This is a genomic window from Compostimonas suwonensis, assembly GCF_002797855.1.
In the GTDB taxonomy this organism is placed as follows: Bacteria; Actinomycetota; Actinomycetes; order Actinomycetales; family Microbacteriaceae; genus Compostimonas; species Compostimonas suwonensis.
This window is the reverse complement of record NZ_PGFB01000001.1, coordinates 647,478-671,501: the sequence shown is the minus strand read 5'-3', so window position 1 is coordinate 671,501 and position 24,024 is coordinate 647,478. Positions and strand designations below refer to the sequence as shown.

The 24,024-nt window shown below is 70.6% G+C and carries 18 protein-coding genes; 4 read left to right on the top strand and 14 right to left on the bottom strand.

The features are described from left to right. Positions 1–122 precede the first annotated feature (122 nt). Complete coding sequence (locus CLV54_RS02915) at positions 123–1,043, top strand: aminoglycoside phosphotransferase family protein (protein ID WP_245861256.1); 921 nt, start codon at positions 123–125, stop codon at positions 1,041–1,043. Between the two features lie 58 nt (positions 1,044–1,101). Here the strand turns inward: CLV54_RS02915 and CLV54_RS02910 are convergent, their stop codons facing one another. Further along, positions 1,102–2,382: an MFS transporter gene (locus CLV54_RS02910; RefSeq protein WP_100343432.1), complete on the bottom strand. Its 1,281-nt coding sequence runs from the start codon at positions 2,380–2,382 to the stop codon at positions 1,102–1,104. A 111-nt stretch (positions 2,383–2,493) separates the two neighbouring features. Here CLV54_RS02910 and CLV54_RS02905 point away from each other — a divergent pair, with 111 nt between their 5' ends. Continuing rightward, positions 2,494–3,189 carry a FadR/GntR family transcriptional regulator gene (locus tag CLV54_RS02905; protein WP_245861254.1) on the top strand — a complete coding sequence of 232 codons (696 nt, stop codon included), beginning with the start codon at positions 2,494–2,496 and terminating at the stop codon, positions 3,187–3,189. A 580-nt stretch (positions 3,190–3,769) separates the two neighbouring features. Here CLV54_RS02905 and CLV54_RS17765 read toward each other — a convergent pair. From CLV54_RS17765 to CLV54_RS02870, 7 genes are all read right to left on the bottom strand, one after another. Further along, entirely contained in the window at positions 3,770–5,401 is a 1,632-nt protein-coding gene (locus CLV54_RS17765; protein WP_100343431.1) for a hypothetical protein, read from the bottom strand. A gap of 89 nt (positions 5,402–5,490) precedes the next feature. Beyond that, positions 5,491–6,582, bottom strand: a complete 1,092-nt coding sequence (locus CLV54_RS02895; RefSeq protein ID WP_100343430.1) for a hypothetical protein — start codon at positions 6,580–6,582, stop codon at positions 5,491–5,493. A gap of 114 nt (positions 6,583–6,696) precedes the next feature. Continuing rightward, positions 6,697–7,167, bottom strand: a complete 471-nt coding sequence (locus CLV54_RS02890) for a MarR family winged helix-turn-helix transcriptional regulator (RefSeq protein ID WP_100343429.1) — start codon at positions 7,165–7,167, stop codon at positions 6,697–6,699. A gap of 20 nt (positions 7,168–7,187) precedes the next feature. Further along, a complete protein-coding gene (gene pip / locus CLV54_RS02885; protein WP_100343428.1) occupies positions 7,188–8,165 on the bottom strand; it encodes a prolyl aminopeptidase in 978 nt (325 codons plus the stop codon). Between the two features lie 114 nt (positions 8,166–8,279). After that, entirely contained in the window at positions 8,280–11,273 is a 2,994-nt protein-coding gene (locus CLV54_RS17760; RefSeq protein ID WP_211294419.1) for a metallophosphoesterase, read from the bottom strand. Between the two features lie 281 nt (positions 11,274–11,554). Then, complete coding sequence (locus CLV54_RS02875; protein ID WP_100343427.1) at positions 11,555–12,781, bottom strand: M23 family metallopeptidase; 1,227 nt, start codon at positions 12,779–12,781, stop codon at positions 11,555–11,557. Positions 12,782–12,822: 41 nt separating this feature from the next. After that, positions 12,823–13,377, bottom strand: a complete 555-nt coding sequence (locus CLV54_RS02870) for a helix-turn-helix domain-containing protein (protein ID WP_100343426.1) — start codon at positions 13,375–13,377, stop codon at positions 12,823–12,825. 65 nt (positions 13,378–13,442) lie between these two features. Here CLV54_RS02870 and CLV54_RS02865 point away from each other — a divergent pair, with 65 nt between their 5' ends. Continuing rightward, positions 13,443–14,369, top strand: a complete 927-nt coding sequence (locus tag CLV54_RS02865; protein WP_100343425.1) for an NAD(P)/FAD-dependent oxidoreductase — start codon at positions 13,443–13,445, stop codon at positions 14,367–14,369. Positions 14,370–14,887: 518 nt separating this feature from the next. Here the strand turns inward: CLV54_RS02865 and CLV54_RS02860 are convergent. The 5 genes from CLV54_RS02860 to CLV54_RS02840 form a co-directional block, all read right to left on the bottom strand. Next, entirely contained in the window at positions 14,888–15,418 is a 531-nt protein-coding gene (locus tag CLV54_RS02860) for a HEAT repeat domain-containing protein (protein ID WP_100343424.1), read from the bottom strand. Between the two features lie 84 nt (positions 15,419–15,502). Further along, on the bottom strand, positions 15,503–16,102 hold the full coding sequence (locus tag CLV54_RS02855) for a response regulator (protein WP_100343638.1): 600 nt from the start codon (positions 16,100–16,102) through the stop codon (positions 15,503–15,505). An 89-nt stretch (positions 16,103–16,191) separates the two neighbouring features. After that, positions 16,192–17,598 (bottom strand): sensor histidine kinase, encoded by a 1,407-nt coding sequence (locus tag CLV54_RS02850; RefSeq protein ID WP_100343423.1) that lies wholly within the window; start codon positions 17,596–17,598, stop codon positions 16,192–16,194. Positions 17,599–17,600: 2 nt separating this feature from the next. Then, on the bottom strand, positions 17,601–18,431 hold the full coding sequence (locus CLV54_RS02845; RefSeq protein WP_100343422.1) for an ABC transporter permease: 831 nt from the start codon (positions 18,429–18,431) through the stop codon (positions 17,601–17,603). Beyond that, positions 18,428–19,375, bottom strand: coding sequence for an ABC transporter ATP-binding protein (locus CLV54_RS02840; RefSeq protein ID WP_100343421.1), 948 nt, complete (start codon positions 19,373–19,375; stop codon positions 18,428–18,430). Before CLV54_RS02840 ends, CLV54_RS02845 begins: the two co-directional genes overlap by 4 nt. A 346-nt stretch (positions 19,376–19,721) precedes the next feature. Here CLV54_RS02840 and CLV54_RS02835 point away from each other — a divergent pair, with 346 nt between their 5' ends. Next, entirely contained in the window at positions 19,722–21,314 is a 1,593-nt protein-coding gene (locus CLV54_RS02835) for an MFS transporter (RefSeq protein ID WP_100343420.1), read from the top strand. Positions 21,315–21,540: 226 nt separating this feature from the next. Here CLV54_RS02835 and CLV54_RS02830 read toward each other — a convergent pair whose 3' ends face one another. Beyond that, positions 21,541–23,823 carry an acyl-CoA dehydrogenase family protein gene (locus CLV54_RS02830; protein ID WP_245861252.1) on the bottom strand — a complete coding sequence of 761 codons (2,283 nt, stop codon included), beginning with the start codon at positions 23,821–23,823 and terminating at the stop codon, positions 21,541–21,543. Between the last annotated feature and the right edge of the window lie 201 nt (positions 23,824–24,024).

Here is a 24,024-nt window from a genome sequence, read left to right as displayed (position 1 = left end):
GATGTCTGCGCCCACGCTACGCCTCGGCTCTCCGTCCCGCACCCCCGCGCGTCTCCCGCACGATCGGGCACGAGTCATCCGCTGTCTTGCGCGCCGCCGGCGAGCTGACCAGACTGGAGCGGATGAGCGAGATGAGCGACGAGCAGATCCGCGCCCTGGTCGACGACGAGCTCGTGGCCCGGCTGATCGGGTCGCAGTTCCCGCGCTGGGCCGGGCTGCCGGTTCGCCCGGTCGAGCACAGCGGATGGGACAACCGCACCTTCCGCCTCGGCGACGAGCTGCTCGTGCGGCTGCCGAGCGGCCGGGGCTACGTGCCCCAGGTGCAGAAGGAGCACCGCTGGCTGCCCGCGCTCGCGCCCCGGCTGCCTCTGCCGATCCCCGCGCCGCTCGCTCAGGGCGAGCCCGGCGCGGGCTACCCCTTCATCTGGTCGGTCTACGGCTGGATCGAGGGCGAGCCCGCGAGCATCGCGCCCCTCGGCGACCCCCTCGTCTTCGCCACCGAGCTCGCCGGCTTCCTTCGAGCACTCCGGGCGATCGATGCCTCCGACGGCCCGGCCGCCGGCGCGCACTCCGCATTCCGCGGCGCCCCGCTCGAGGTCTACGACGACGAGACCCGGCGAGCCCTCGCCGTTCTGGGCGACCGGGTCCCCGCCGATGCCCGGGCCGTGTGGCAGGCGGCTCTCGACTCCCCCTTCGCCGGCCCGCCCGTGTGGTTCCACGGCGACGTCGCAGCGGGCAACCTCCTCGTGCGGCAGGGGCGTCTCGCCGCCGTGCTCGACTTCGGATGCTCCGGGGTCGGCGATCCGGCCTGCGACACGACGATCGCCTGGACCATGCTCACCGGCGACAGCCGCGAGGCCTTCCGCGCCGAGCTCGCCCTCGACGAGGCGACGTGGGCCCGTGGCCGCGGCTGGGCCCTCTGGAAGTCGCTCATCACCCTCGCCGGCCAGGTCGACGCGCCCGCCGACGCCGCCGAACGAACGGTCGCCGAGGCGCGGCGGGTGCTCGCCGAGGTGCTCGACGACCACCGCCGCGCGGCGTGAGCCGGAACGACGGCGTGAGCCGGAAGGAACAGTGCCGCCGGCCCCGTGGTGCGTGCTGTCAGCCGCGCACGGCCGGGCGCGGCATCCACTCGTCCTCGAGCATGCGCGGCTTGCACGCCGCCCAGGCCGAGACGACGAAGATCACGAGCGACACCCCGAGCAGGGCGAAGGAGAGACCCCAGCCGCCCGAGGCCTCGCGGAACACGCCGAACAGCAGCGGCCCCAGGCAGGCCACGAGGTAGCCGACGCCCTGGGTGAAGCCCGAGAGCGCGGCCGAGCCCTCCGGGGTGCGGGTGCGCAGGTTGATGAGCGCGAGCGAGAGCGGGAAGGTGTACGGCCCGATGCCCACGAGCAGCACCCAGAGCACGGGTGCCGCGGTCGGCGCGAAGAACAGCCCTGCGTAGCCGGCGACGTAGAACAGCACGCTCACCGCGACGAAGGGGAACAGGTTGCTGAGCTTCGACGCGAAGCCGGGCACCACGAGCGCGGCGGCGAGCCCGAGCACCGAGAAGAGCGACAGCATGAGCCCGCCGAACTCAGGGGTCTGGCCGGCATCCGAGAGCACGGCGGGCAGCCAGGTGAAGACGACGTAGGTGTTGAGCGAGGTCATCGAGAACATGCCGAGCATGCCCCACGCGAGCGACGAGCGCCAGGCGCTGCCGCGAACGGCGGATGTCGCGGGCCCGCCGGTCGCGGCATCCGCCGTCGCACCGGCCCGCGCCGCCCGCACCCGAGCGCCTCGGCGGCTCAGCAGCACGCCGATCCACGGCAGCGCGGCGGCGAAGGCCACGATCGACCACAGGCCGATGGACGCCCGCCAGCCCAACTCGTTCGCGAGCGGGACGGCGATGGCGGCGGGCAGCAGCGCCCCGAGCTGCAGGAGCGTCACGTAGATCGTGCTCATGGTCGCCACCCGGTCGGCGAAGTAGCGCTTGAGCAGAGGCGGGATGACGACGTTGCCGATGCCCGCGCCACCGAGCGCGAGGGCCGAGAGCAGCACGAGCGAGAGCGCGTCGCTCACGAAGGCGCGCGCGAGCAGGCCGACACCGGCCATGACCATGGCGAGCAGGGCGAGGCGCTCGAGCCCGGTTCGGCGGGCGACGAGCGGGGTCAGGATTCCGAACACCGCGAACGCGGCCGGCGGCATCATGCCGAGCACCCCGGCGATCGCGGCGTCGAAGCCGATGTCGGCGCCGATCGTCTCGAGCAGCGGGGTGAAGGAGGTGACGGCGAGGCGCAGGTTGAAAGCCGCGAAGACGATGCCGAGGCCGATGAGCACACGGCCCCTCCACAGCGGGAGCTTCGCGAGGGCGGCGGGCTGGTCCGTGGTCGTGCTCATGCAGGCTTCTCCGTCTGCTCGTATCCTGGGGCTTTGCACCGCATTCGCCCCCGGCCGGAGACGATCTGCGAAAATACAATCGCAGCGGTGAACAAATCATAGGATGACCGGATGAATATGCCAAGCCCCGATCGGAACGGACGCCTGCACGCCGTGCGCAGGGTCGGGCTCATCGGTCAGGTCACCGAAGAGCTGCGCGCCAAGATCACCGCCGGGGAGTGGACGGTCGGCGCGAAGATCCCCACAGAGGGCGAGCTCGCCGAGATGACCGGCACGGGCCGCAACACCGTGCGCGAAGCCGTCCAGGCCCTCGTCTACGACGGCCTGCTCGAGCGCCGCCAGGGCTCCGGAACCTACGTCACCGCGACCTCGAGCCTCGGCAGCGCGCTCGCCAAGCACATCGGGCCGGCCCAGCGCCGCGACATCCTCGAGCTGCGTCAGGCGCTGGATGTCACGGCCTCCTCGCTCGCGGCCCGTCGGCGCGACTCCGCCGACGTCGAGCTGCTGACCGCGGCCGCCGAGCGCCGGCGCACGGCCTGGCGCACCGGCGCGGTGAACGAGCAGGTCGCGGCCGATCTGGCGCTGCACCGCGCGATCGTCGTCGCGGCGCACAACCCGCTCTACCTCGAGGTCTACGACAGCCTCGTCGACACGATGCGGGAGGAGATCGAGAGCAACATCGTGCACGGCGAGAACGACCACAACGAGGAGCACGACGAGCTCGTGCTCGCGGTCGTCGCGGGCGACGACGAGAAGGCCGGGCGCATCGCCCACTCGCTGCTCACGCAGCTGCTCGCCTCGCTCTAGCGCCGAAGCCGCCGCGTGCGGCGTCCGTTCGCGACCGCGGCTTTTCTCGCGACCGCGGGTTTGTTCGCGACCGCCGCTTTTCTCGCGACCGCGGGTTTGTTCGCGACCGCGGCCCACCGGCGCTCGTCGCCCGGCAACAAACCCACGCTCGGCATCCCGCGACGTGGCCCGCCCCGGGGAGACACGATCCTCAGCACCCAACACCGGGGACTGAGCACGGCCTCCTCCGCGAGCACAGATATCCGACCGCGGGTTTGTTCGCGACCGCGGCCCATCGAGGCTCGTCGCTCAGCAACAAACCCCCGCTCGGCATCCCGCGACGTGGCCCGCCCCGGGGAGTCGCGATCCTCAGCGCCGAGCACCGGGGACTGAGCACGGCCTCCTCCGCGAGCACAGGTATCGACCGCGGGCTTGTTCGCGACCGCGGCCCACCGACGCTCGTCGCCCGGCAACAAACCCGCGCTCGAGAGGAGGACGACCTCGGCGGAGGGCAGGGGCGGAGGCGGGTGCCCGCCATGCACGCAGGCCGGGCCGGGCCCGTCGGGATCAGCCGACGGACCCGGCCAGCGGGTATTCGCTCCTAGCGGTGGCTGCGCCCCGTGCGGGTGCGTCGAGCGAGCGCCACGAAGGCGAAGCCGAGCAGCAGCAGGAGTGCGACGGCGCCCAGGGCGGGAGTCGCCGGAACTCCGGTCTCGGCGAGCACCTCGGACGACGAGCCGGAGTCGGCCGCGTTCGAGATCACCACGACGTCACCATCACCGGCCGGAGCGGCCGGGTCGCCGGGGGTTCCCGGGGTGCCGGGGTCACCAGGAGTCCCGGGGTCACCGGGAGTCCCGGGGTCCCCAGGATCACCAGGGGTTCCGGGGTCCCCAGGGTCACCAGGATCACCAGGATCACCAGGATCACCAGGATCACCAGGATCTCCAGGGTCTCCAGGGTCTCCCGGGTCTCCCGGCTCACCGGGCTCGCCCGGCTCACCGGGCTCGCCCGGCGTGGTGGTCGATCCGCCCGTGTCGCTGTCGCCGATCACGGAGATCGCGTTGCCGCCGACCGTGATCGGCAGGCCCACGACGGGGAGCAGCTGCGTGCCGCCGAGGAGGCCGTCGTCCCCGCCGGTGGTCCCGCCGAGCGGGCCGCCGACGGTGCCCGGCTCGACGCTCGAGCCGTCGGACGACGAGTCGCCCACGACCGAGATCGCGTTGCCGCCCACCGTCACCGGCAGGCCCACGACGGGAGCGATCTGGGTGCCGCCGAGAACCCCGTCGTCACCCGAGGTCGCCGCGCCACCGGCATCCGCGCCGGTTCCCGTTCCGGCCGAGCCGCCGCCGACGGCCGAATCGCTCGACGAGGAGTCCCCGACGAGCGAGACGGCGTTGCCGCCGACGGTCACCGGGATGCCGGCACCGCCGCCGATCTGTGTGCCGCCGAGCACGGCGTCGTCACCCGACGTCGCCGCGCCGCCCGAGCCCGAGCCCGTCGCCGCGCCCGAACCCGGCTGCACGGCCGAGCCCTCCGAGGAGGAGTCCCCGATCAGCGAGATCGCGGTGCCGCCCACCGTGACCGGAACGTCGACGACCGGGAGCAGCTGCGTGCCGCCCGCGATGCCGTCGTCACCCGAGGTCGTCGGTGCGCCCGAGCCGCCCGAGCCGGATGCCACGGCCGAGCCCTCCGAGGAGGAGTCCCCGATCAGCGAGATCGCGGTGCCGCCGAGGTTCACCGGAACCCCGATGTCGACGATCCCCTGCGTCCCGCCCAGGAGCGAGTCGTCGCCTCCGGTGGTCGGGGCCGTCGGGGCCGCCGGCTCGGCTGCGGGAGCGGGATCCTCACCGGCCACCGTCGAGCCGGAGCTCGACGAGTCGCCGAGGAGGCTGATCGCGTTGCCGCCGAGATCGATGGGGATCTCGACATCCACGATCGCCTGCGAGCCCGAGCCGACCGAGTCGTCGCCGGAGGTCTCCGGCGCCGCCGCGGGTGCGGATGCTGCGGGCTGCGGCTCGGCGATCTCGGAGTCGCTCGACTCCGAGTCGCCCAGCAGGCTGATGGCGTTGCCGCCCAGGTCGATGGGAATCGTCACCGAGAGGCCGGCCTGGCTTCCCGAGAGGATCGCGTCGTCTCCCGACGACTCCGCGGCATTCGCCACGCCCGCGCCGAGAAGCGACAGCCCCCCGACGAAGAGGCCGCAGTAGAGGCCTCTCAACAGTAGTTTTTTCATGGTTCTCTAACTCCTTGATCAGTGATGTGGGTTCCCCGTCAGGGGATGTTCCGTGTGATGTCCACCGCGAGAGGGCAGACCTCACCTCACTAATCGGGAGTCGAGTCGAAGCCGTAGGCCGGTGAGACCGGCAGAATGTCGTCGCCGGCGCGCGGCAACAGCGCACCGGCGGGCGAGGCGAACAGGGCGCCGGTCGCGGCGTCCGCGGGCACGCTTCCGCCCGCACCGCCGCTGCCGGCGCCGGAACCCGAGCCCGGAGGCGCGGGAAGAGTCACGGGGCCCCCATGGCCCGGCCATCCCGGCGCACCGGGCGAACCCGGCACACCTTCGGGCACGGGCGCTGACGACGACCCCGGAGTCGTGCCGGCGGGCGCGTTCGACGCGACCCGCTCGGCGAAGATCTGGGCGGAGGAGAAGAGCTCCGCGGATGTCGCGGCACCGGTTGCAGCCCCCGAGATCCCTGCGGGCGGCGCTCCCGGAGCCGTCGATCCGGGGGTGCTCCCCGGCTGGCCGGAGCCGGAGCCGGAGCCGGAGCCGTCGGAGGGTTCGGGCGTTCCCGGCTGCCCCGGGATCCCGCTGCCCGGCTCGCCGGCACCGCCGCCGGGGAGACCCGGGAGGCCGCCGTCCGGGGCGCCCGGGAGGCCGGGCAGAACGGGGTCGCTGCCGGTGCGGGCGAGCGTGTCGGCCACGTCGGTGAGCGCGCCGTCGACCGAGCCGGTGACAGGTGCCGCGACATCCTGCACGGTTGAATCGCCGACGATGTCACCGACGACGGGAAGCCCGCCCACGATGCCGTCGACCGCCTCTGCCACGGGGGTCACGATCGCCTGCGCCGGCTGCTGGGCCGCGAGCTGGTCGACGACCTCCGTCACGGGTGAGAGCACCGGACCGACCGGCTCGGGAACGCTCGCGACGACCGGATCGACGAGGCCCACGACGTCATCGACGACTCCGTCGACGGCGCCCGTGACAGACCCCACGGTGTCGCCGAGATCCTGCACGGTGGAGCTCAGACCCGAGCTCAGGCCGCCGAGCGGCGACGGGCTGTCGTGGCCGTCGGAGGCGGAAGCGGACGAGGAGCCGAAGGCGAGACCCAGAACGGTCAACGCGAATGCGGCGGCGGCCACACCGAGTGCGAGCCGCACGGGCGTCGCCCAGGTCGGATGCTGCGACTGCTCCATTGCGTTCACCCCCCGGTGCGCACCGATGTCCCTCCTCCGAGGGTAGGACGTCGGGGACGGAACCACTAGCCCCCGCCGCGCAATTAGCACCTGATCAGGGATTGCGAGCGTCTCCTACGGAGCCCAGCGCTTGGCCGACGACGACTGGATGATGCTCAGGAGCACCGCGCGGAACGACTCGCCGTTCGGGATCTCGGGAAAGACGTCGGCCTCGAGGGTGCGCGCCTGCCGCCAGACCGCGACGCCGTCGGGCGTGATCGACACGATCCTGCGACGGCGGTCGAGCGGATCCTGCCCCCGGGTCACGTAGCCCTCTCGCTGCAGCCGCTCGAGGGTGCGCGACATCGTTTGATCTTCGACGCGGGCGCGCGCCGCGAGGTCGGTCTGGCTGAGCGGGCCGGCCTCCAGGAAGTGCAGCACGATGAGGCCCGCGTGGGTCAGCCCGAGCTCGTCGAGGGCGTCTCCCCAGGCGTGCTCGACGAGCCGCGACGCCGTGGAGAGGAGGCGACCGGTGGGCCACTGCGCCATCGGATCGGCCGCGGCGTCCGCCCCCGGCCGCTCGCGACCGGACTTGGCAATGCTCATGGGTCCAATCTAGCGACCGGTCACGACGCGCTCGTCGAGCCCCCGGCGAAGCGGTCGGTCGCCGTGATGAGCGCGTCGAGGATGCCGGGCTCGTCGAAGGAGTGACCGGCATCCGGGATCATCTGCAGCTCGGCCTCGGGCCAGGCCTTGTGCAGATCCCAGGCCGTGAAGGGCGGGGTGCAGATGTCGTACCGGCCCTGCACGATCACCGAGGGGATGTCGCGCAGCCGCGGGGCGTTGCGGATGAGCTGCTCCTCCTCGTCGAGGAACCCGCCGTTCATGAAGTAGTGGTTCTCGATGCGCGCGAAGGCGAGCGCGAAACGCGGCTCGGTGAACGAGTCGACGACCCCGGAGTTGGGCAGGAGCGTGATGGCGGATGACTCCCACTTCGCCCAGGCGACGGCCGCGGCTTCGGCGACCGAGTCGTCGGGGTCGTTGAGCAGCTCGGAGTACGCGCGGATGAGGTGACCCCGATCGGCCGGGTCGACGGGCTCGAGGAAGCCCTCCCATTGCTCGGGGAAGATCGCCGACGCGCCGCCCTCGTAGAACCAGTCGAGCTCGCTCGGCCGCACCGTGAAGATGCCGCGCAGCACGAGCTCGCTCACACGATCCGGATGGGTCTCGGCGTAGGCGAGGGCGAGGGTGCTGCCCCAGGAGCCGCCGAAGACGAGCCAGCGGTCGACGCCGAGGTGCTCGCGCAGTTTCTCGATGTCTGCGACGAGGTGCCAGGTCGTGTTGGTGCTGAGGTCCGCTTCCGGAGCGCTCGCGTGCGGGGTGCTCTTGCCGCAGCCGCGCTGGTCGAACAGCACGATGCGGTACCTGTCGGGGTCGAACGCCCGGCGGTGGTTGGGGGCGGTCGCGGCGCCGGGCCCGCCGTGCAGGAAGACCGCGGGCTTGCCCTCGGGGTTGCCCGAGACCTCCCAGTAGATCTGCTGGCCGTCGCCGACGTCGAGCATGCCCGAGTCGTAGGGTTCGATTTCCGGGTAGTAGCTGCGCATGGGCCGAGCCTAGCCGAAAGCTGTGATGTGTGACGCTTCACACCCGGTCGAACGGCAGCGGGGCTGCACGCGAGTTCCGCGTGCAGCCCCGCTGTTCGGGATGGTGCTGTACGACTAGTCCTGCGTCACGCGGCGGCGGCGAACCACGACCGTGAGCGCACCGGCGACGAGGAGCAGCAGGGCGGCGAGCGCCATGCCCCACGGCTCGACACCGGTCGATGCGAGCTCACCGGCGGGCTTGTCGGTCGAGTCGCCGGCGGGGTCGGCCGGGGCCGGGGTCTCGCTCGGGCCGTCGGTCGGCTCATCGGACGGGGTGTCGGACGGGGTGTCGGTCGGCTCGTCGGTCGGCTCGTCGGTCGGCTCGTCGGTCGGGTCCTCCGGGACGAATCCGGCGATGCGCAGCGTGGCCGTGGCGCTGACGGTCGAGTACTGCTCGCCGGCGATCGTGTTGGTGAACACCGCGCGGTACTGCGTGCCGTGGATCTCCTCCGAGGCGACGACCTCGAGCGTGTTCGACGAGGTCGCGCGAGCGGCCGCGTTCTCGACGGGCACCCAGCTGTCGGTACCGGCGGCACGCGACTCCCAGGCGACGGTCGGGGCGGGAACGCCCGAGCCCTCGGCCGTGAACGAGACGGTGGCACCGGCATCCACGGTCTGGGCGACGGGCGACGAGACGACGCTCGGCGCCTGCTGGCGGCCGACGACGATCATCGGCGCGGGGGCCTTCGCCGAGCTCGCGAGGTAGGCGATGCCGGCCTTCGCGTTCACGCCGACACCGCTGATGGCGCTGCCGAAGGCCTCGCCGCTGTAGCGGGTGACCGTGTCGTGAACGACGTCGATGACCGAGAGGCCGCCCTGGCCGGCCGCGGCCGAGGTGTGACCCACATAGGCGAGGCCCGTGACCATGTCGATGTCGAGCGGGCCGGCGGCACGGTCGAGCTCGAACTCCTTGAGCACGTTCATGTCGTTGCGCGTCTCGTAGAGTCGCAGGCCGACCTGGCCGTCCGCCTGGTTGGCGAAGGTCACGTAGAGAACGCCCGTGATGTCGTCGAGGCGCATGCTCTGGAAGGCGGGGCCGGCGTTGAACTGGCCGGACACCTCGAAGTCCTCATCGAGCGTGATGATGGCACCGTTCGCGAGCCCCACGAAGACGAGGCCGCGGAAGCCGTCGTACTGCAGCGACTTCACCGGCGCGCCGGCGGGGATCGGGGCGATGTACGGAACGCCGAAGGTCGCCGGGTTCGTGAGGTACGAGGCGATCCTGGTGCCGCCCTGGGCGACGAGGATGCCGTTGAACGCCGCGTCGAAGGCGATGTCCTGAACCGACTCGCCGACCGAGAACGAGTCGATGACCTCGCCCGTCTCCGGGTCGACGGCCTCGATGAGTCCCGACTCCTTGTCGGCCGTGTACACGACACCCGTGGTGGGGTTGACCGTGGTCGGGCCGGGGACGGTCGCGGCGGAGGCGTCGAACTCGTCGATGACCTCGTGGCCGAGCGGGACATCGGCCGGCGTTCCGGCCGGCTCCTCGGGAGCGGCGGGCTCCTCGCTGGGGTCGGTCGGATCCTGCGGCTCACTCGGCTCCGGGATCGCCACGCCGTCTTCGGTCACGTACTTCTCACCGTTGTCGTACTTGGTGATCGTGAAGGCGTCGAGCGTGTCGCCCACGGCCTTGTCGGTGGTGGACTCGTCGTCCCACTTCGCGCCGATGATCGACTCGTAGCGGATCTGGTCCTTCGAGACCGTGATCCCCTGGAAGGTGGAGGTGTGGGCCGCACGGGTGACCATCGAGGCGCCGTTCTGCGTCCAGACGTTGTTGTCCTCCGGCTGCATCTCGTAGTACTTCGGGCCCGAGACGGCGACGGTGTAGACCGGGCCGGTGGTCATTCCGGGGGTGTCGGTCGCATCCGCGTCGACGAAGCCGCGGCCGTAGGTGTGGTCGTGGCCCATGAGCACGAGGTCGATGTCGTTGCGCTGGAAGACCGGAAGCCAGGTCTCGCGCACGTCGACCTCGTCGCGTCCCTCGGCCGTCGAGAAGACGGGCTGGTGGAAGACGGCGACGGCCCACTTGTTGGGGTTGTCGACGAGGATCGAGTCGAGCCACTTCGCCTGCATGTCGAGCCAGAGCTGGGTGGGGTTCGGGCACGCGATCTTGCACTCGGGCAGGTCGGCCGGCGTCATGAGCGCGACGGCCTGCTCGCGGCTGGCGTTGAGCGAGATGAACCGCACGCCCTGGTAGTCGGTGTAGTAGGCGGTCTCGGCGAGCGCCTTCTCCATCTGCGCCTCGTAGGCGGCGAGCTGCTTCTGCCCGTCGCTCATGCCCTCTGTGGGCGTGGTCGCGACATCCGCCCGCGGGCCGTTGGCGTCGTACTCGAAGTTCGACTTCCAGACCTTGAGGAAGTCGTCTCCGCCGTACTCGTGGTTTCCGGGTGCGGCGATGACGTTGCGGGTCTGGCTGTAGCCGTCCATGGCGCCGAACCATTCGGTCCACTCGCCGTCGTTGCCGCCCGTGTTGACGAGGTCACCGGCGTTGACGGTGCCGACGGCCTCGGGGAAGCGGTCGAAGGCCTGCTTGACGACAGGAGCCCACTTCTCTTCGATCTCGTTCTGCGCGTCGCCGAAGTAGATGAACTGGAACTCGTCGCCGGCCTTGCCGGCCGTCGTGAAGGTGTAGGCCTCGCTCGCGGTGGGGCCGTCGACGACACCGGTGCCGACGAAGTACTCGTATTCGGTCGCGGCGGTGAGGCCGTCGATCGTGGCCGAGTGCGTGCGGGTCGGCACGCCGTTGCTCTGCAGCTCCTCGTTGACGCGGGCGTCGACGGTGCGCCAGGTGGTCTCGCCGACCTTGCGGATGCTGACCGTGCCGTCCATCACGGATGCACCGGTGCGCCACGTGAACGACTGCGAGACATCGGCGTGCTCACTCGGGGTGAGGATGACTCGCTCGGGTTTCGCGTCGGAGGCGCTGACCGCCGAGGCGAAGGTGGGAACGACTGCGGCGGATGCCGGCGCAGCCGCCACGACCGGGACCAGTCCGGCGACCAGTGTCGCTGCGACGGCCGCCGCGGCCCATGCGGGGCGTCGCGGTGTCGTGCGGGGTGTACCCATGTGAATAGGGTCCTCTCGATAGCGTGGTGGTGTCGGCCATGATGCGGCCGACTGTCCACACTGCGCTTCATAGGGAACCCCTAGACGAAGACCGGGTGAGCCACAGGTGAACGGTCTGCGGTCTCCCCGTCACGCTCGTGTGATATATCACGCCTTACTCGTCGCCAGGCGGCGAGATGACGCACACCGTTGCTCGTGCGCCGGTTTCGCGCCGAGAGGAGAGGGGATAAGTCCTCTCAATGGCGACGTTCCAGTGGCGACGTCTCAGTGGCGACGTCGAGCTACTCGTAGCTCATGAGGGTGCGCACGAGGGGCGCCTCGTCGGTGCGCTCGCCCGCGTGGGCCGTGTCGATCGGGTAGGGCGTTCCGTCGTAGGCCTTGTCGAGGTCGTCCGCGGTCGGCACCTCGCCCTGGAGCGTGAAGCCGTCGATGACAAAAGGGAGGCCGTTGGAGGCGAGCGGGCTCGGTGAGCTCATGACGTGGAAGTGCAGGTGAGGGGCATCCGAGTTGCCGGTGTTGCCGAGCAGGCCGATCACGTCGCCGCGGCGCAGCGTCTGGCCGATTGCGAGACCCTGGGGGTTGTCGGGCTGCAGGTGGGCGTAGAACGCGAAGCGGCCACCGCCGATGTCTTGCACGATGTAGTTGCCGCCGTACTCGTCGAGCGTGAGACCGGTCGGCGCAGTGCCGGGCACCTGTTCGGGGCGATCAGTCGTCATCGCCACGATCGGGCCGTCGGCGACGGCGAGGATGTCGCGGCCGTAGCTCGGGTAGCTGTCGAGGCTCGCGGGGTCGCCGTTGAAGAGCGCATTCGTGTCGGTGAGCTGCACGTAGTCGATCGCCCAGCGCTCGGGCACGTTGAAGGCGCCGTTGATGGGGCTCACGGCGGCGCGGTGCGGAGTGAGCTCGCAGCAGCCGTTGGCGTCGAGCCAGTTCGGTCCGCTCAAGGGCGGGCCGATGCGCACCGCCGGCGTCGAATCGACCGGCACTCGAGGGGCCCGCACCTCGGTGACCGTGTCGAAGACCGGCGGATGCGCCTCAGCCGCCCGTACGGTGATGACGTGGTCGATCGACAGCGGCACATCGGCCTCCGTGTCGACGACGGCGTCCATCCACACCATGCCCCGCTGGCCGCCGGCGAGAACGGGCGCGCTGCCACCGGTGCCGATCGTGCGGAAGAGCGCCGGTAGCTGGTCGCCCGAGAGTGATTGCAGCGTGCTCGAGCCGGCCACGGCATCCACCGACTCGATCGTGACATCGCCCGACGTGGCGTTCGTGATCAGCAGCTCGTAAGCCATGTGGATGCGGCCGTCGGTCGCCTTCACCGGGACGGGATCATTCGTCACATCGACTGTGATGGGCGAGTAGGCGTCCTGCTCGGCCGAATAGGCGGCCTGCGTGGGTGAGGGCGTGGGCGGCGCCGGCTGCGAGTCGGTGGTGCAGGCGGTGAGGGTGAGGGCCGTGGCCAGTGCGACGAGGGCGACACCTCGGTAGCGGCCGCGCGAACTCATCCGCCCATTGTCCCAGCCGGGGCAACGCCCGGCGAGTTGACTCACGAGGTCCCGTGTGTATGCATCCGCTCTCCCGCGGCGCTGAAGATGCTGAGCACCTCGGCCGGCCCGTCCTCCGTCGCGCTGAGGCTGTGCGGGACACGGGTGTCGAACTCGACCGACTCGCCACGCGCGATGATGTGCTCGTGGTCGTCGAGGGCGAGGCGGAGACGGCCGCTGAGGACGTACAGCCACTCGTATCCGTCGTGGATCCGGGGCGACGGCGCTTCGGGCACGGGCGGGAAGGTGACCTTGTAGGTCTGCACCGGTGAGCTCTCGAGCGTGAGCGGGGCGACGACCATCCCGTCTCGCCGCTCGATCGCCCGGCGGACGCGTGGGTCGCCGGTGGTCGAGGGGAGAATATCGTCGATGCGGATGCCGAGTGCCCGAGTGAGCGGGAGCAACAGCTCCAGCGACGCCTGGCGCTTGCCCGACTCCAGGCGCGACAGCGTGCTCGACGACATTCCGGCCCGTGCCGCAGCTTCCTCCAGCGTCCATCCGCGCCCCCTGCGTGCGGCACGGAGGCGGGGTCCAATCTGTTCGAGCGAGGCATCCATTTATCAATCTTGCCATTTCCGCAAGTAGGCTTGCCATGTTCATCGCTCCGAACGAGTCTAGGTCCATGACGAACGAATGGGATGCCGTGATCATCGGCGGCGGAGCTGCGGGCCTCAGCGCGGCGCAGATGCTGGGGCGTTCGCGCCGCCGCACACTGGTGATCGACGCCGGGCTGCCGCGCAATCGCTTCGCCGCGCAGATGCACGGCGTGCTGGGCCACGACGGCCTCGACCCGGCTCGGCTGCTCGAGAAGGGCCGCGCCGAAGCGCGCGCGTACGGCGTCGAGATCGCCACCGGCGCCGTGGCCGGCATAGCCGATGAGGGCCATCGCCTGCGCATCTCGCAGATGGACGGCACGGTCGACCTCGCCCGCGTGATCATCATCGCGACCGGCATCCTCGACGACCTCCCCGAGGTGCCCGGGCTCCACGCCGAATGGGGACGGACCGTGCTGCACTGCCCCTACTGTCACGGCTGGGAGGTCGCCGGCGGCCGACTCGGGGTGCTGGCGACGTCGCCGATGAGCCTGCACCAGATCGAACTCGTGCGTCAGCTCTCCGACGACGTGACCGCATTCACCGCCGGCGTCGACCCGCTGACGGACGAGGCGTCTGCTCGGCTGACCGCCCGGGGCGTCCGTCTCGTCCCTGCGGCGGTGCGCGACGCGAGCCGCCGCGACGACGCGCTCGTGATCACGACCGACATCGGAGAGGAGCACACGCTCGACGCGCTCTTCACCGGCGGTGCCCCCGCCATCGACCTCGACTTCGCGGCGGATCTGTCGCTGGCACGCACCGACCAGCCCGGCGCGCCACTGGAGGTCGACCTGCGCGGCGCGACGAGCCATCCGCGCGTCTTCGCCGCGGGGAACGTCATCGCCCCGTTCGCGAACGTGCCCGTATCGATGGGCGCCGGATCCATGGCCGGGGCCGGCGCGAACGCGATGCTGGCATCCGAGGACTTCGACCGCGCCGTCGCCGACCTCAGGTAGGGGCTTAAGCGACGGTCGCCGCACACGCATCTGGTGTAGCGCCGACTGGCCGGGCTTGAAGGAGATAAGACCGCGCGCCTCCCTGGCTGGACCATGGATCCCCGCAGCGTCCGAGTGCGATACAGCGATCTGCTTCGATCCGCCCATCAAGCGTCGCAGCCTTTCTGCGGGAGGACGTCGATCCCATCGTGAATAGTGCCTCTGAGCACATATGCCCCGATCAGGTCATCGAGAGACCAGACATCCCAAGCATTCGGATCGGCTCCTCAAGATCATGGTGAAATTTGAGAACCCGGCGCGCCCGAAAATCAACGAGTTCACCTAGTGGCGCGGGACTCCGCCCATACTCGACACGGACGTCCGACCACTCATTCCAAGTGCGCGACGTCATTGAGAGCCATCCTCGCCACTTCCCGCGGTCCTTCAAGGATCACAAGTTCTGAAGCAGAGTCCAGGACCTCCGAACCGGATTGAATAGGCCTGGTTTCTGTTCCGTTCTTTACACGGGCTTGTGTTTTCTATGAGTCGCCCTGAATGCGGCGCAAGGCGTCGAGCGCCTGGCGGGCCGCCTGCTTGACCTCTTTGTCAGGGTCGCGCAGCCGTGCCGTGATGGCGTCGCGCTGGTCGTCGGCGCCGAGCGCGACCAGACCGCGCACGGCCGCCGCACGCACACGGGCGTTCGCGTCGGTCGTCGCCTCGGCGAGCTCGGCAGCGGCCTCGACGCCGCGCTCCGCGATCACCTTGGCGCTCATCTCGCGCACCCGCCAGGCCTGGTTGCCGAGGCCCGCGATCACAGCGGATGCCGCGGACTCCGCCCACACGTACAACAGCGCTCGCGTGCCCCACACCTCCGGCCAGTACAGCGGCGGTGCGCCGTCGAGGATGCCCTGCGCGTGGTGCCCGCCGACGAGCAGCAGGAAGTCGTCGCCCGGGTTCCGCCCCGCCATCAGCTGCAGCGCGCGCCGGACCACCGCGATCTCGCTCGACCCCTCCACCGCCACGGCGAGACGATCGGCGAGCGGAAGGTCGAGGAACTCGGTTTCATCCATGGTCCCCCAACTTACCCTCCCCCCGAGTGGACGCGAATCGGGGGTCCAGAGGCCTCTGGACCCCCGATTCGCGTCTACTCGGGGTCAGACGAGGCCCTGCTCGTAGGCGAAGATGACGGCCTGCACCCGGTCGCGCAGGCCCAGTTTGAGCAGCACGCGGCTCACGTGGGTCTTGACCGTCGACTCGGAGAGGAAGAAGCGCTCCGCGATCTCGGCGTTCGAGAGGCCGCCCGCGACCGCGACGAGGACCTCGCGCTCGCGCTCCGTGAGCGTGGCCAGCAGACGCAGCTGCTCGGAGTCGGGCTCCTCGCCGGCGAGCTGGGGAACCACGAGGTCGAGCATCTTGCGGGTGATCCGCGGCGAGATCGAGGCGTCGCCGCGGTCGACCGAGCGGATCGCGGCCACGAGCTCGGCCGGCCGGGCGTCTTTGAGCAGGAACCCGCTCGCGCCAGCCCGCAGCCCGCCGAAGGCGTACTCGTCGAGGTCGAAGGTCGTCAGGATGATGATGCGGGCGGCAGGCTGGGCGGCCACGATGCGCTCGGTCGCCGCGATGCCGTCGAGTCGCGGCATCCGCACGTCCATGAGCACGACGTCGGGTCGCAGGCGCGCCGCGAGCTCGACGGCCTCGACCCCGTCGGACGCCTCGCCGACCACGTCGATGCCCTCCTCCGCGTCGAGCACCATCCGGAACCCCACCCGCAGCAGCGCCTGGTCGTCGACCAGCAGCACGCGGATGTCGCGACCCTCCGGCTCGTGTGTCTCTCGTCGATCGCTCACTCGTCGCCCTTCCCGTCCGTTTGCGTCGCGACGTCGGCGTCGACGTCGGTCGCGGCCCCAGCGGCCTCGATCTCAGCGGCAGCGGCCGCCGCCGACGCCGCAGGAGCATCCGCGTCCGCATCGCCGGTCTCGCCGGCGCCATCCCCCGCACCCGCCCCGCCCGGCAGCGGTATCGCCGCATACACCCGCCAACCCCGCGGGGGCTCCGGTCCTGCCGTGAGCGTTCCACCGTACAGGGCCGCACGTTCGGTCATGCCCAGGATGCCCCGCCCCAGCCCCTGCGACAGCTGCGCCGTGCCCGTGCCGTCGTCCCGCACCGACACCATGATGCTCGCCTCGGTCGACACGACGCGCACGACGACGGCGCTCACACCGCTCGCGTAGCGGAGCACATTGGTGAGCGACTCCTGCACGATGCGGTAGACGACGAGCTGCAGGCCCGGCTCCTCGGGGGTGTGGCCCTCGGTCTCGAAGCGCACGGGGAGACCGGCCGAGCGGTAGGTCTGCAGCAGGTCGCCGAGGTCGACCATGCCGGGCTGGGGCCGCAGCGGCTGACCGCCCTCGTCGTCGGTTCCGCCCATGACCCCGAGCAGGCGTCGCATCTCCTGCAGGGAGGTGCGGCCGGCATCCGACACCCGGCGCATGGCGGCCCGGGATCGTGCGGGGTCGCGATCGGCGATCGCCTCGGCGCCGTCGGAGAGCGCCACGATCACCGAGAGGCTGTGCGCGACGACATCGTGCAGCTCGCGGGCGATGCGGGCGCGTTCGGCCGCGGCGGCGAGCTCGGCCTGCTGGTCGCGTTCGCGCGCGAGCTGCGCGGCGCGGTCGAGCAGGGCCATGACGTATCTCTTGCGATTGCCGATGTTGATGCCCACGAGCGTGGCGATGATCATCACGATGATCATCGGGCCGGCGTCGCCGACCCAGGGCGCGGTCTTGTGGAGCGACTGCAGGATCGTGCCCAGGATGACGGCGAGCGACGACGCCCCGAAGCCCCACCACGCGGCGCGCACGCTCTCGTACACGGCGACCGCGTAGAGGGCGATGGCGAAGGGCAGGATGGCGAGCGAGCTGAAGTCGGGGTCAGCGATCAGGAAGACGACGGTCGAGACGGCGAGCGCGAGCACGGGCAGGGCGCGGCGGAACAGCAGCGCCGCCGCGCCGCCGGTGATGTAGACGAGGTTGAGCAGCGCCACGCCGGCCGAGACGTCGGTGCTCAGCACCAGGATCGTGATGGCGGCCGGCGGGTAGTACAGAACGACGAGGGCCCAGTCGACGAGCCACGGATGCCGCGCGAAGAACTGCCGGATGACCCCCGGTGGTTTGGGAAGCCGCAAATCCCCGGCGGCGTCGGCTGCGGGGTTCGCCGCGAGCCGGGCCGTCGGGGATTCGCTGGAGACCACGGTCAGGCATCCCTCCGTTTGAGCGCGACGGCCGCGCCGATCATCGAGACGGCGACCCAGCCGAGAACGACGAGCCAGTCCTGCCAGACCTCGAGGTTGCCACCACCCATCGATGATAGGCCGAACATCTCCTGCCCCGCGTTCGAGGGCAGATAGGGCGACAGATCGCTCGCCCAGTCGGCCGGGATCATCGAGACGATGATCGGCACCACGAGGATGAGGCCGAGGGATGCCGCGATGCCGCCGGCCCCCGCACGCAGCACGGTGCCGATCCCGAGCGACAGCACGCCCATGAGGGCGAGGTACGCGGCGGCGCTCACGAGCGAGCCGTAGAGGGCCGGGTCGGAGAGATCCGCCTCGATGCCGAAGCCGCCGAGGATCGGAGCCGCGATCACGAGGCTCAGACCGACGCTCACGAGGCCGACGACGAAGGTCGCGACCGCGAACACGATGGCCTTGGCCCACAGGGCGGCGAGCCGCCCCGGCACGGCGGTGAGCGTCGAGCGGATCATGCCGGTCGAGTATTCGCCGCTGATGACGAGCACACCGAGAACGGCGGCGACGAGCTGCCCGAAGAAGATCCCGAAGGTCGACGCCTGCAGCACGAAGGTGTTGTACTCCGAGGCCGGAACCTCGGAGGCGAACGATCCCGCCGTCGAGCTCATGAGCGCAGCCATGCCGATCGAGATCGCGATGATGATGACGTACGACCAGACGGTCGAGCGCAGGCTGCGCATCTTGATCCACTCCGAGCGCAGCACGCCCCCGAAGCTCAGTCGCCACGGGCGGGCGGATGCCGCGACCCGGGGCTGCACTCCCACCGCGGCGGTCATCGTGCCACCCCCTGCGACGGGAGGTCCTGCGTCTCGAGCATGGACTGTGTGCGGTATTCGACGTCGTCTTCCGTGAGCGACATGTACGCCTCCTCGAGGGAACGGGTGACAGGGGTGAGCTCGTGCAGGGCGATGCCCGCACGAGCGGCGCGGTCGCCGATGTCGGCGGCGGAGATGCCGCTCACGTCGAGCAGACCCTGCTCGACGCTCGTCACGCGCACCTCCGGGAGGGCGAGCAGAGCCGTGAGCTCGCTCGCGTGGGGCGTGCGCACGCGCACGGTGAGCTGGCTCGCGCCGCCCACGATGTCTCCGACGGGGGCGTCGGCGATGATCCGGCCGCGCCCCAGCACGATGATGTGGTCGGCGGTCTGGGCCATCTCGCTCATGAGGTGCGAGGAGAGCAGCACCGTGCGGCCTTCCGCCGCAAGGGATCGCACGAGGGTGCGCACCCAGCGCACGCCCTCGGGGTCCAGTCCGTTGACGGGCTCGTCGAGGATGAGCGTCTGGGGATCGCCGAGCAGGGCGGCCGCGATCCCGAGGCGCTGTCCCATGCCGAGCGAGAAGCCGCCGACCCGCTTGCGCGCGACGGACTGCAGCCCCGTGAGCTCGATGACCTCGCGAACGCGGGCCGCGCCGATCCCGTGGGTCGCGCCCATCGCGAGCAGGTGGTTGTAGGCGCTGCGACCGGTGTGCACGGCTTTGGCGTCGAGCAGCACACCGACCTCGCGCAGGGGGGCGCGGCTCTCCACGTAGGGGCGCCCGTTGACGGTCACCCGGCCGGCGGTGGGCCGGTCGAGCCCCACGATCATCCGCATCGTCGTCGACTTGCCGGCGCCGTTGGGCCCGAGGAAGCCCGTGACCTTGCCGGACTGCACCGTGAACGTCACGCCGTCCACGGCCGTCTTCGACCCGTACCTCTTGCTGAGCAGCTCAGCCTCGATCATTCGATCACCTTCGTTTCTGCGAGAGTGCCGTTCGTGGCACTCTTCGACAGTACGGAGAATGGATGCCGCACCGCGTCCGTCGCGCGGCCCCTCCTCGCGGCATCCGCTGGTACTCAGGTACCACCGCCCGCCCCTCCCTCCCCGTGCCTACTCAAAACGACGGAGATTCCCGCCGTCATAGAGCATTTCGGGCGAAAACGAGCCGCTGCGGCGGGAATCTCCGTCATTTTGAGTAGGGAGGAGAGGGGCGGGATCATCGAGGCGAGATCGTTCCCTCGGGCGGAAATACGCTATCTTTCGAGGAGAAAACAGTGCGCCGCATCCGATCATCGAGGAGCCTTCCGCCGTGAACACCGCTGCCGTCTCTGCACGCAACGCCGACGGTCCCCGGGCGGGTGTCCCCCCTCGCGCAGGACTCGTGCTCGCTGCGCTCCTCATCGCAGCCGTGGTCTGCAACATCAACTTCGCCGCGGCCACCGTCGCCCTTCCCGCGATCGGGATGAGCTACGACGCGTCCCAGACGGCGCTGAATCTCGTGGGCCTCGGCACGGGGCTCGGGCTGGCCATGTCCGTGCTGTACTTCGGCGCGGTCGCCGACCGCTTCGGCCGCAAGCAGCTCCTGCTGATCGGCATGGTGCTCACGATCGTCGCGAGCCTCCTGTCCGCCTTCGCGCCGACGATCGAGATCCTCATCGGCGCGCGCGTGTTCACGGGCCTCGCCGCGGGCATGGCGTATCCGACGACCCTGTCGCTCATCACGGCGCTCTGGGCGGAGGGCCCCAAGCGCACGAGCGCGATCGCACTGTGGGCGAGCCTCGGCGGCATGGCGAGTGTCGCGGGCGGCGTCGTCGCGGGCGGCGTCCTCGCGATCTCCAGCTGGAACGTCGCGTTCCTGCTGAGCATCCCCGTCGCGATCGTCGCGATCATCCTCATCATGACAGCCGTGCCGTCGCACGTCGACGAGTCCACCGAGCCCGTCGACCACCTCGGCGGCATCCTCTCGACGATCGGCATCGCCGCGCTGGTGCTCGGAATCGGCGTTGTCCTCGCTCCCGGCGGCGGCACGGTCGGGGGCGTGCTCATCGGAGGCGCCGTAGTGTTCATCGGGCTCTTCCTGTGGCGGCAGAGGGTCGCGAAGAACCCGCTCTACGACCTGTCGGTCGCCCGACGGCGCCTGTTCTGGGTGCCGGCACTCGCGGGAACGATCGCGTTCGGGTCCCTCATCGGCGCGATGTTCGTCGGAGAGCAGTTCATGCAGAACATCCTCGGCTACACACCGCTCGGCGCCGGCGCCGCCGTCATACCCGCGGCCGTCGGCCTCATCCTCATGGCCCCGGTGTCGGCTCGCATCGTCATCACGTCCGGCACACGAGGAACCATGCTCGTCGGTTATGCCTTCATCATCGTCGCGTTCCTCACGATGCTCGCGTGGCGCGAAGGCACGCCGTACTGGCTCATCGGGATCGGTTTCTTCGTCATCGGCGCCGGTGCGGCGTTCGTCATCACGGCCTCCTCGCGCTCGCTCACGAGCACGACCCCCGTGCGCCGCGTCGGGATGGCGTCGGCGACATCCGACCTTCAGAACGACCTCGGCGGCTCGATCATGCAGGCCCTCCTCGGGGCGGTGCTCGCCGGGGGCTTCGCCACGGCGTTCGCCGACGTGCTCACATCCAGCGGGGCGGCGAGCAGCATAGGCCCGGATGTCACCCGCGCGCTTCAGGCATCCTTCGCCTCCGCCGCGCACGTCGCGACCCAATACCCCCAGTACTCCGACGACATCCTCGAAGCCGCCCGCCAGAGCCTGGTCGCCGGATCGCTCGGCGCCTACCTCATCGGCGCGGTGGCGATCGTCATCGGCGCGGTCGTCGTCTGGTTCGGCCTCCCCAGCCGCCAGAAGGAGGCCGAGTTGCGCGAAAGCTACACACGCGCGGACTCATAGCGCTCACGGATGCCGAACGCGCACGACGGCTCGCGCGCTCAACACCCCGACCCCTCCGACCCCTCCGACCCTTTCTCCTCGTCCGTTACTCAAAACGACGGAGATTCCCGCTGTTTTGTCGCGTTTCGGGCGAAAACGGGCCGTTACGGTGGAAATCTCCGTCGTTTTGAGTATGTACGTGCGTAGGTGGGTAGGGCGGGGGAGGAGGGGCAGCGGATGCCGCGCGCTAGCGCTTCGCGGCGCGCAGGGTCTTCTCGTCGACGGGGGCCGTGCCGCTCTCGCGCTGGGCGCGCTGGTGCTCGCGCGCCTCGGACTGGCGCTCGGCCTCGGCACCCGAGGCGATCGCCGCGCGCAGGTGCTCCTGGCGGTAGCCGAAGGCGTCGACGAGATCGAGCGCGTGCGGACGCAGCCGCGCGATCAGGCGATCGATGTACGCCGAGACGGCCTGGGCCCGCTGCGGCGAGAGCCGTCCGTGCACGAGGTACCACGCGAGGTGCTTCTCGACCAGGCCCAGGCCGAAGAGGTCGCGCACCCAGGTGAGCACGCGCTTGGTCGGCGGGTCGGCCACCTCGTCGAGCGCCTCCGTGAACGCCTCCCACTGCAGCAGCTCGCCGTGGGCGCGGGCGGCCTCGATGAGCTCGTTCTGCTGCGAGTTGAAGAGCGCGGCGGCATCCTTCTTGGACAGCTTGGATGCCGGACGGAGCTTGGCCGCGGCATCCGCGATCATCGTCTCGACCCGGTCGGTGAGCAGCTCGCGCTGAACGCCCGGCTCGCGCAGGTGCTCGACCGAGCGCGCGGTCGACCCGAAGTCCTTGACCGTCTGGGCCAGGCTGCGCAGGCCCGTGCCGTGGTAGGCGCGGTCGGCGGCCTGTTCGACGACGTAGCGGGCGAGCGCGCCCGTGTCCGCCTTCGCGAACTTCTTGCTGAAGTCGGTGAGCAGGCGCTTCGAGACGAGCTGGAGGAGCACGTTGTTGTCGCCCTCGAACGTCACGTAGACGTCGAGGTCGGCTCGTAACCCGGTAAGCCGGTTCTCGGCGAGGAAACCCGCGCCGCCGCAGGCCTCGCGGGCCTCTTGCAGGGTGTCGAGGGCGTGCCAGGTCGACAGAGGCTTGAGCGCGGCGGCCAGCGTCTCGAGGTCTTGGCGGTCGTCATCCGTGTCGGCCTTGCCCGAGAAGACCTCATCGAACTTCACGAGGAAGCGCTCGTGCGCGAAGCTCGCGGCGTAGGTCGTCGCGAGCAGCGGGAAGAGCCGGCGCTGGTGGCGCTGGTAGTCGAGCAGCACCTCCTCGTCGGTGTCGCTCGCGGCCGTGAACTGGCGGCGCTGGCTGCCGTAGGTGATCGCGATCTGCAAGGCGACCTTGGATGCCGCGACCGCCGAGCCGTCGAGCGAGACACGTCCCTGCACGAGGGTTCCGAGCATCGTGAAGAAGCGCCGGCCCGGGCTCGCGATCGGGGAGGAGTAGGTGCCGTCTTCCGCGACGTCGCCGTAGCGGTTGAGCAGGTCGGTGCGGGGGATGCGCACGCCTCTGAAGTGCAGGCGCCCGTTGTCGATGCCGTTGAGACCGCCCTTGAGGCCGTCGTCCTCGCCGCCGATGCCCGGCAGGAAGACGCCGTCGGCATCGCGGATGGGCACGTAGAAGGCATGGACCCCGTGGTTGACACCCTGCGTCACGAGCTGCGCGAAGACCACGGCGGCCTTGCCGTGCAGCGCGGCGTTGCCGAGGTAGTCCTTCCAGGCGCCGCGGAACGGGGTGTCGAGGACGAACTCCTGCGCCTGGGGGTCGTACGTCGCGGTCGTGGCGATGCTCGCGACATCCGAGCCGTGGCCCGTCTCGGTCATCGCGAACGCGCCAGGGACCTCGAGGCTCATGATCGCGGGCAGGTACCTCTCGTGGTGCGACTGCGTGCCGAGGTGCATAACGGCGGCGCCGAAGAGCCCCCACTGCACACCGGACTTGATCTGCAGCGACGGGTCGGCGACGACGAGCTCCTCGAAGCCGGCGATGTTGCCGCCGTGATCCTCCTGGCCGCCGACGCTCACCGGGAAGGCGCGGTGCACCTGCCCGTTGTCGACGAGCAGCTTGAGCTGACCCAGCACGCGCTCACGGTGCTCGGCCATCGACAGCCCGGGCACGCTCTGCATCTCGGGCCGGCCGGCGACCTCGCGGGCGGAGATCCGGATGTCGGCCCAGCGGCCGAGCAGTTGGCGGCCGAGCGCCTCGACGTCGACGCGGGGCTCGTCGGCGGGGGCGGCGGGCTCGGTGCGCGCGAGCTCGCGATCCACGCTCTTCTCGACGGCCGTCTGCCTCGCGGCGGTCTCGCGATCCGCGGCTGTGCGGGCCGGGGCGAGGCCCGCCGCGGTCTTCGGGGCCGCGGCCGTCGCCTCGTCGGGGTTCTGCGGGCTCGCCTTCTCGGGGCTCGCCTTCGCGGGGCTCGCCGCGTCCGGGCTCGTCTTCCGCCCGGCCTTCTGGCGCGGAGTGGCGGTCTTCTTCGTCGTGGCGTCGACCATCGTCAACTCTCCTCTGAACAGCGCAGTTCTCAACGGCACAGCGCACGCACGGCTCTACCGGCATGCCGTGCCTCCCACGCTAAGACGGATGCCGCGCGCGCCCAACTCCCCCGTGCGCAAACGACAAGCGAGCCGCCCACCGCCGCCCGAACGTTTGTGCACATGCCACAGCCGCCCGGATGCCCGCCACCCCGTCGCGAG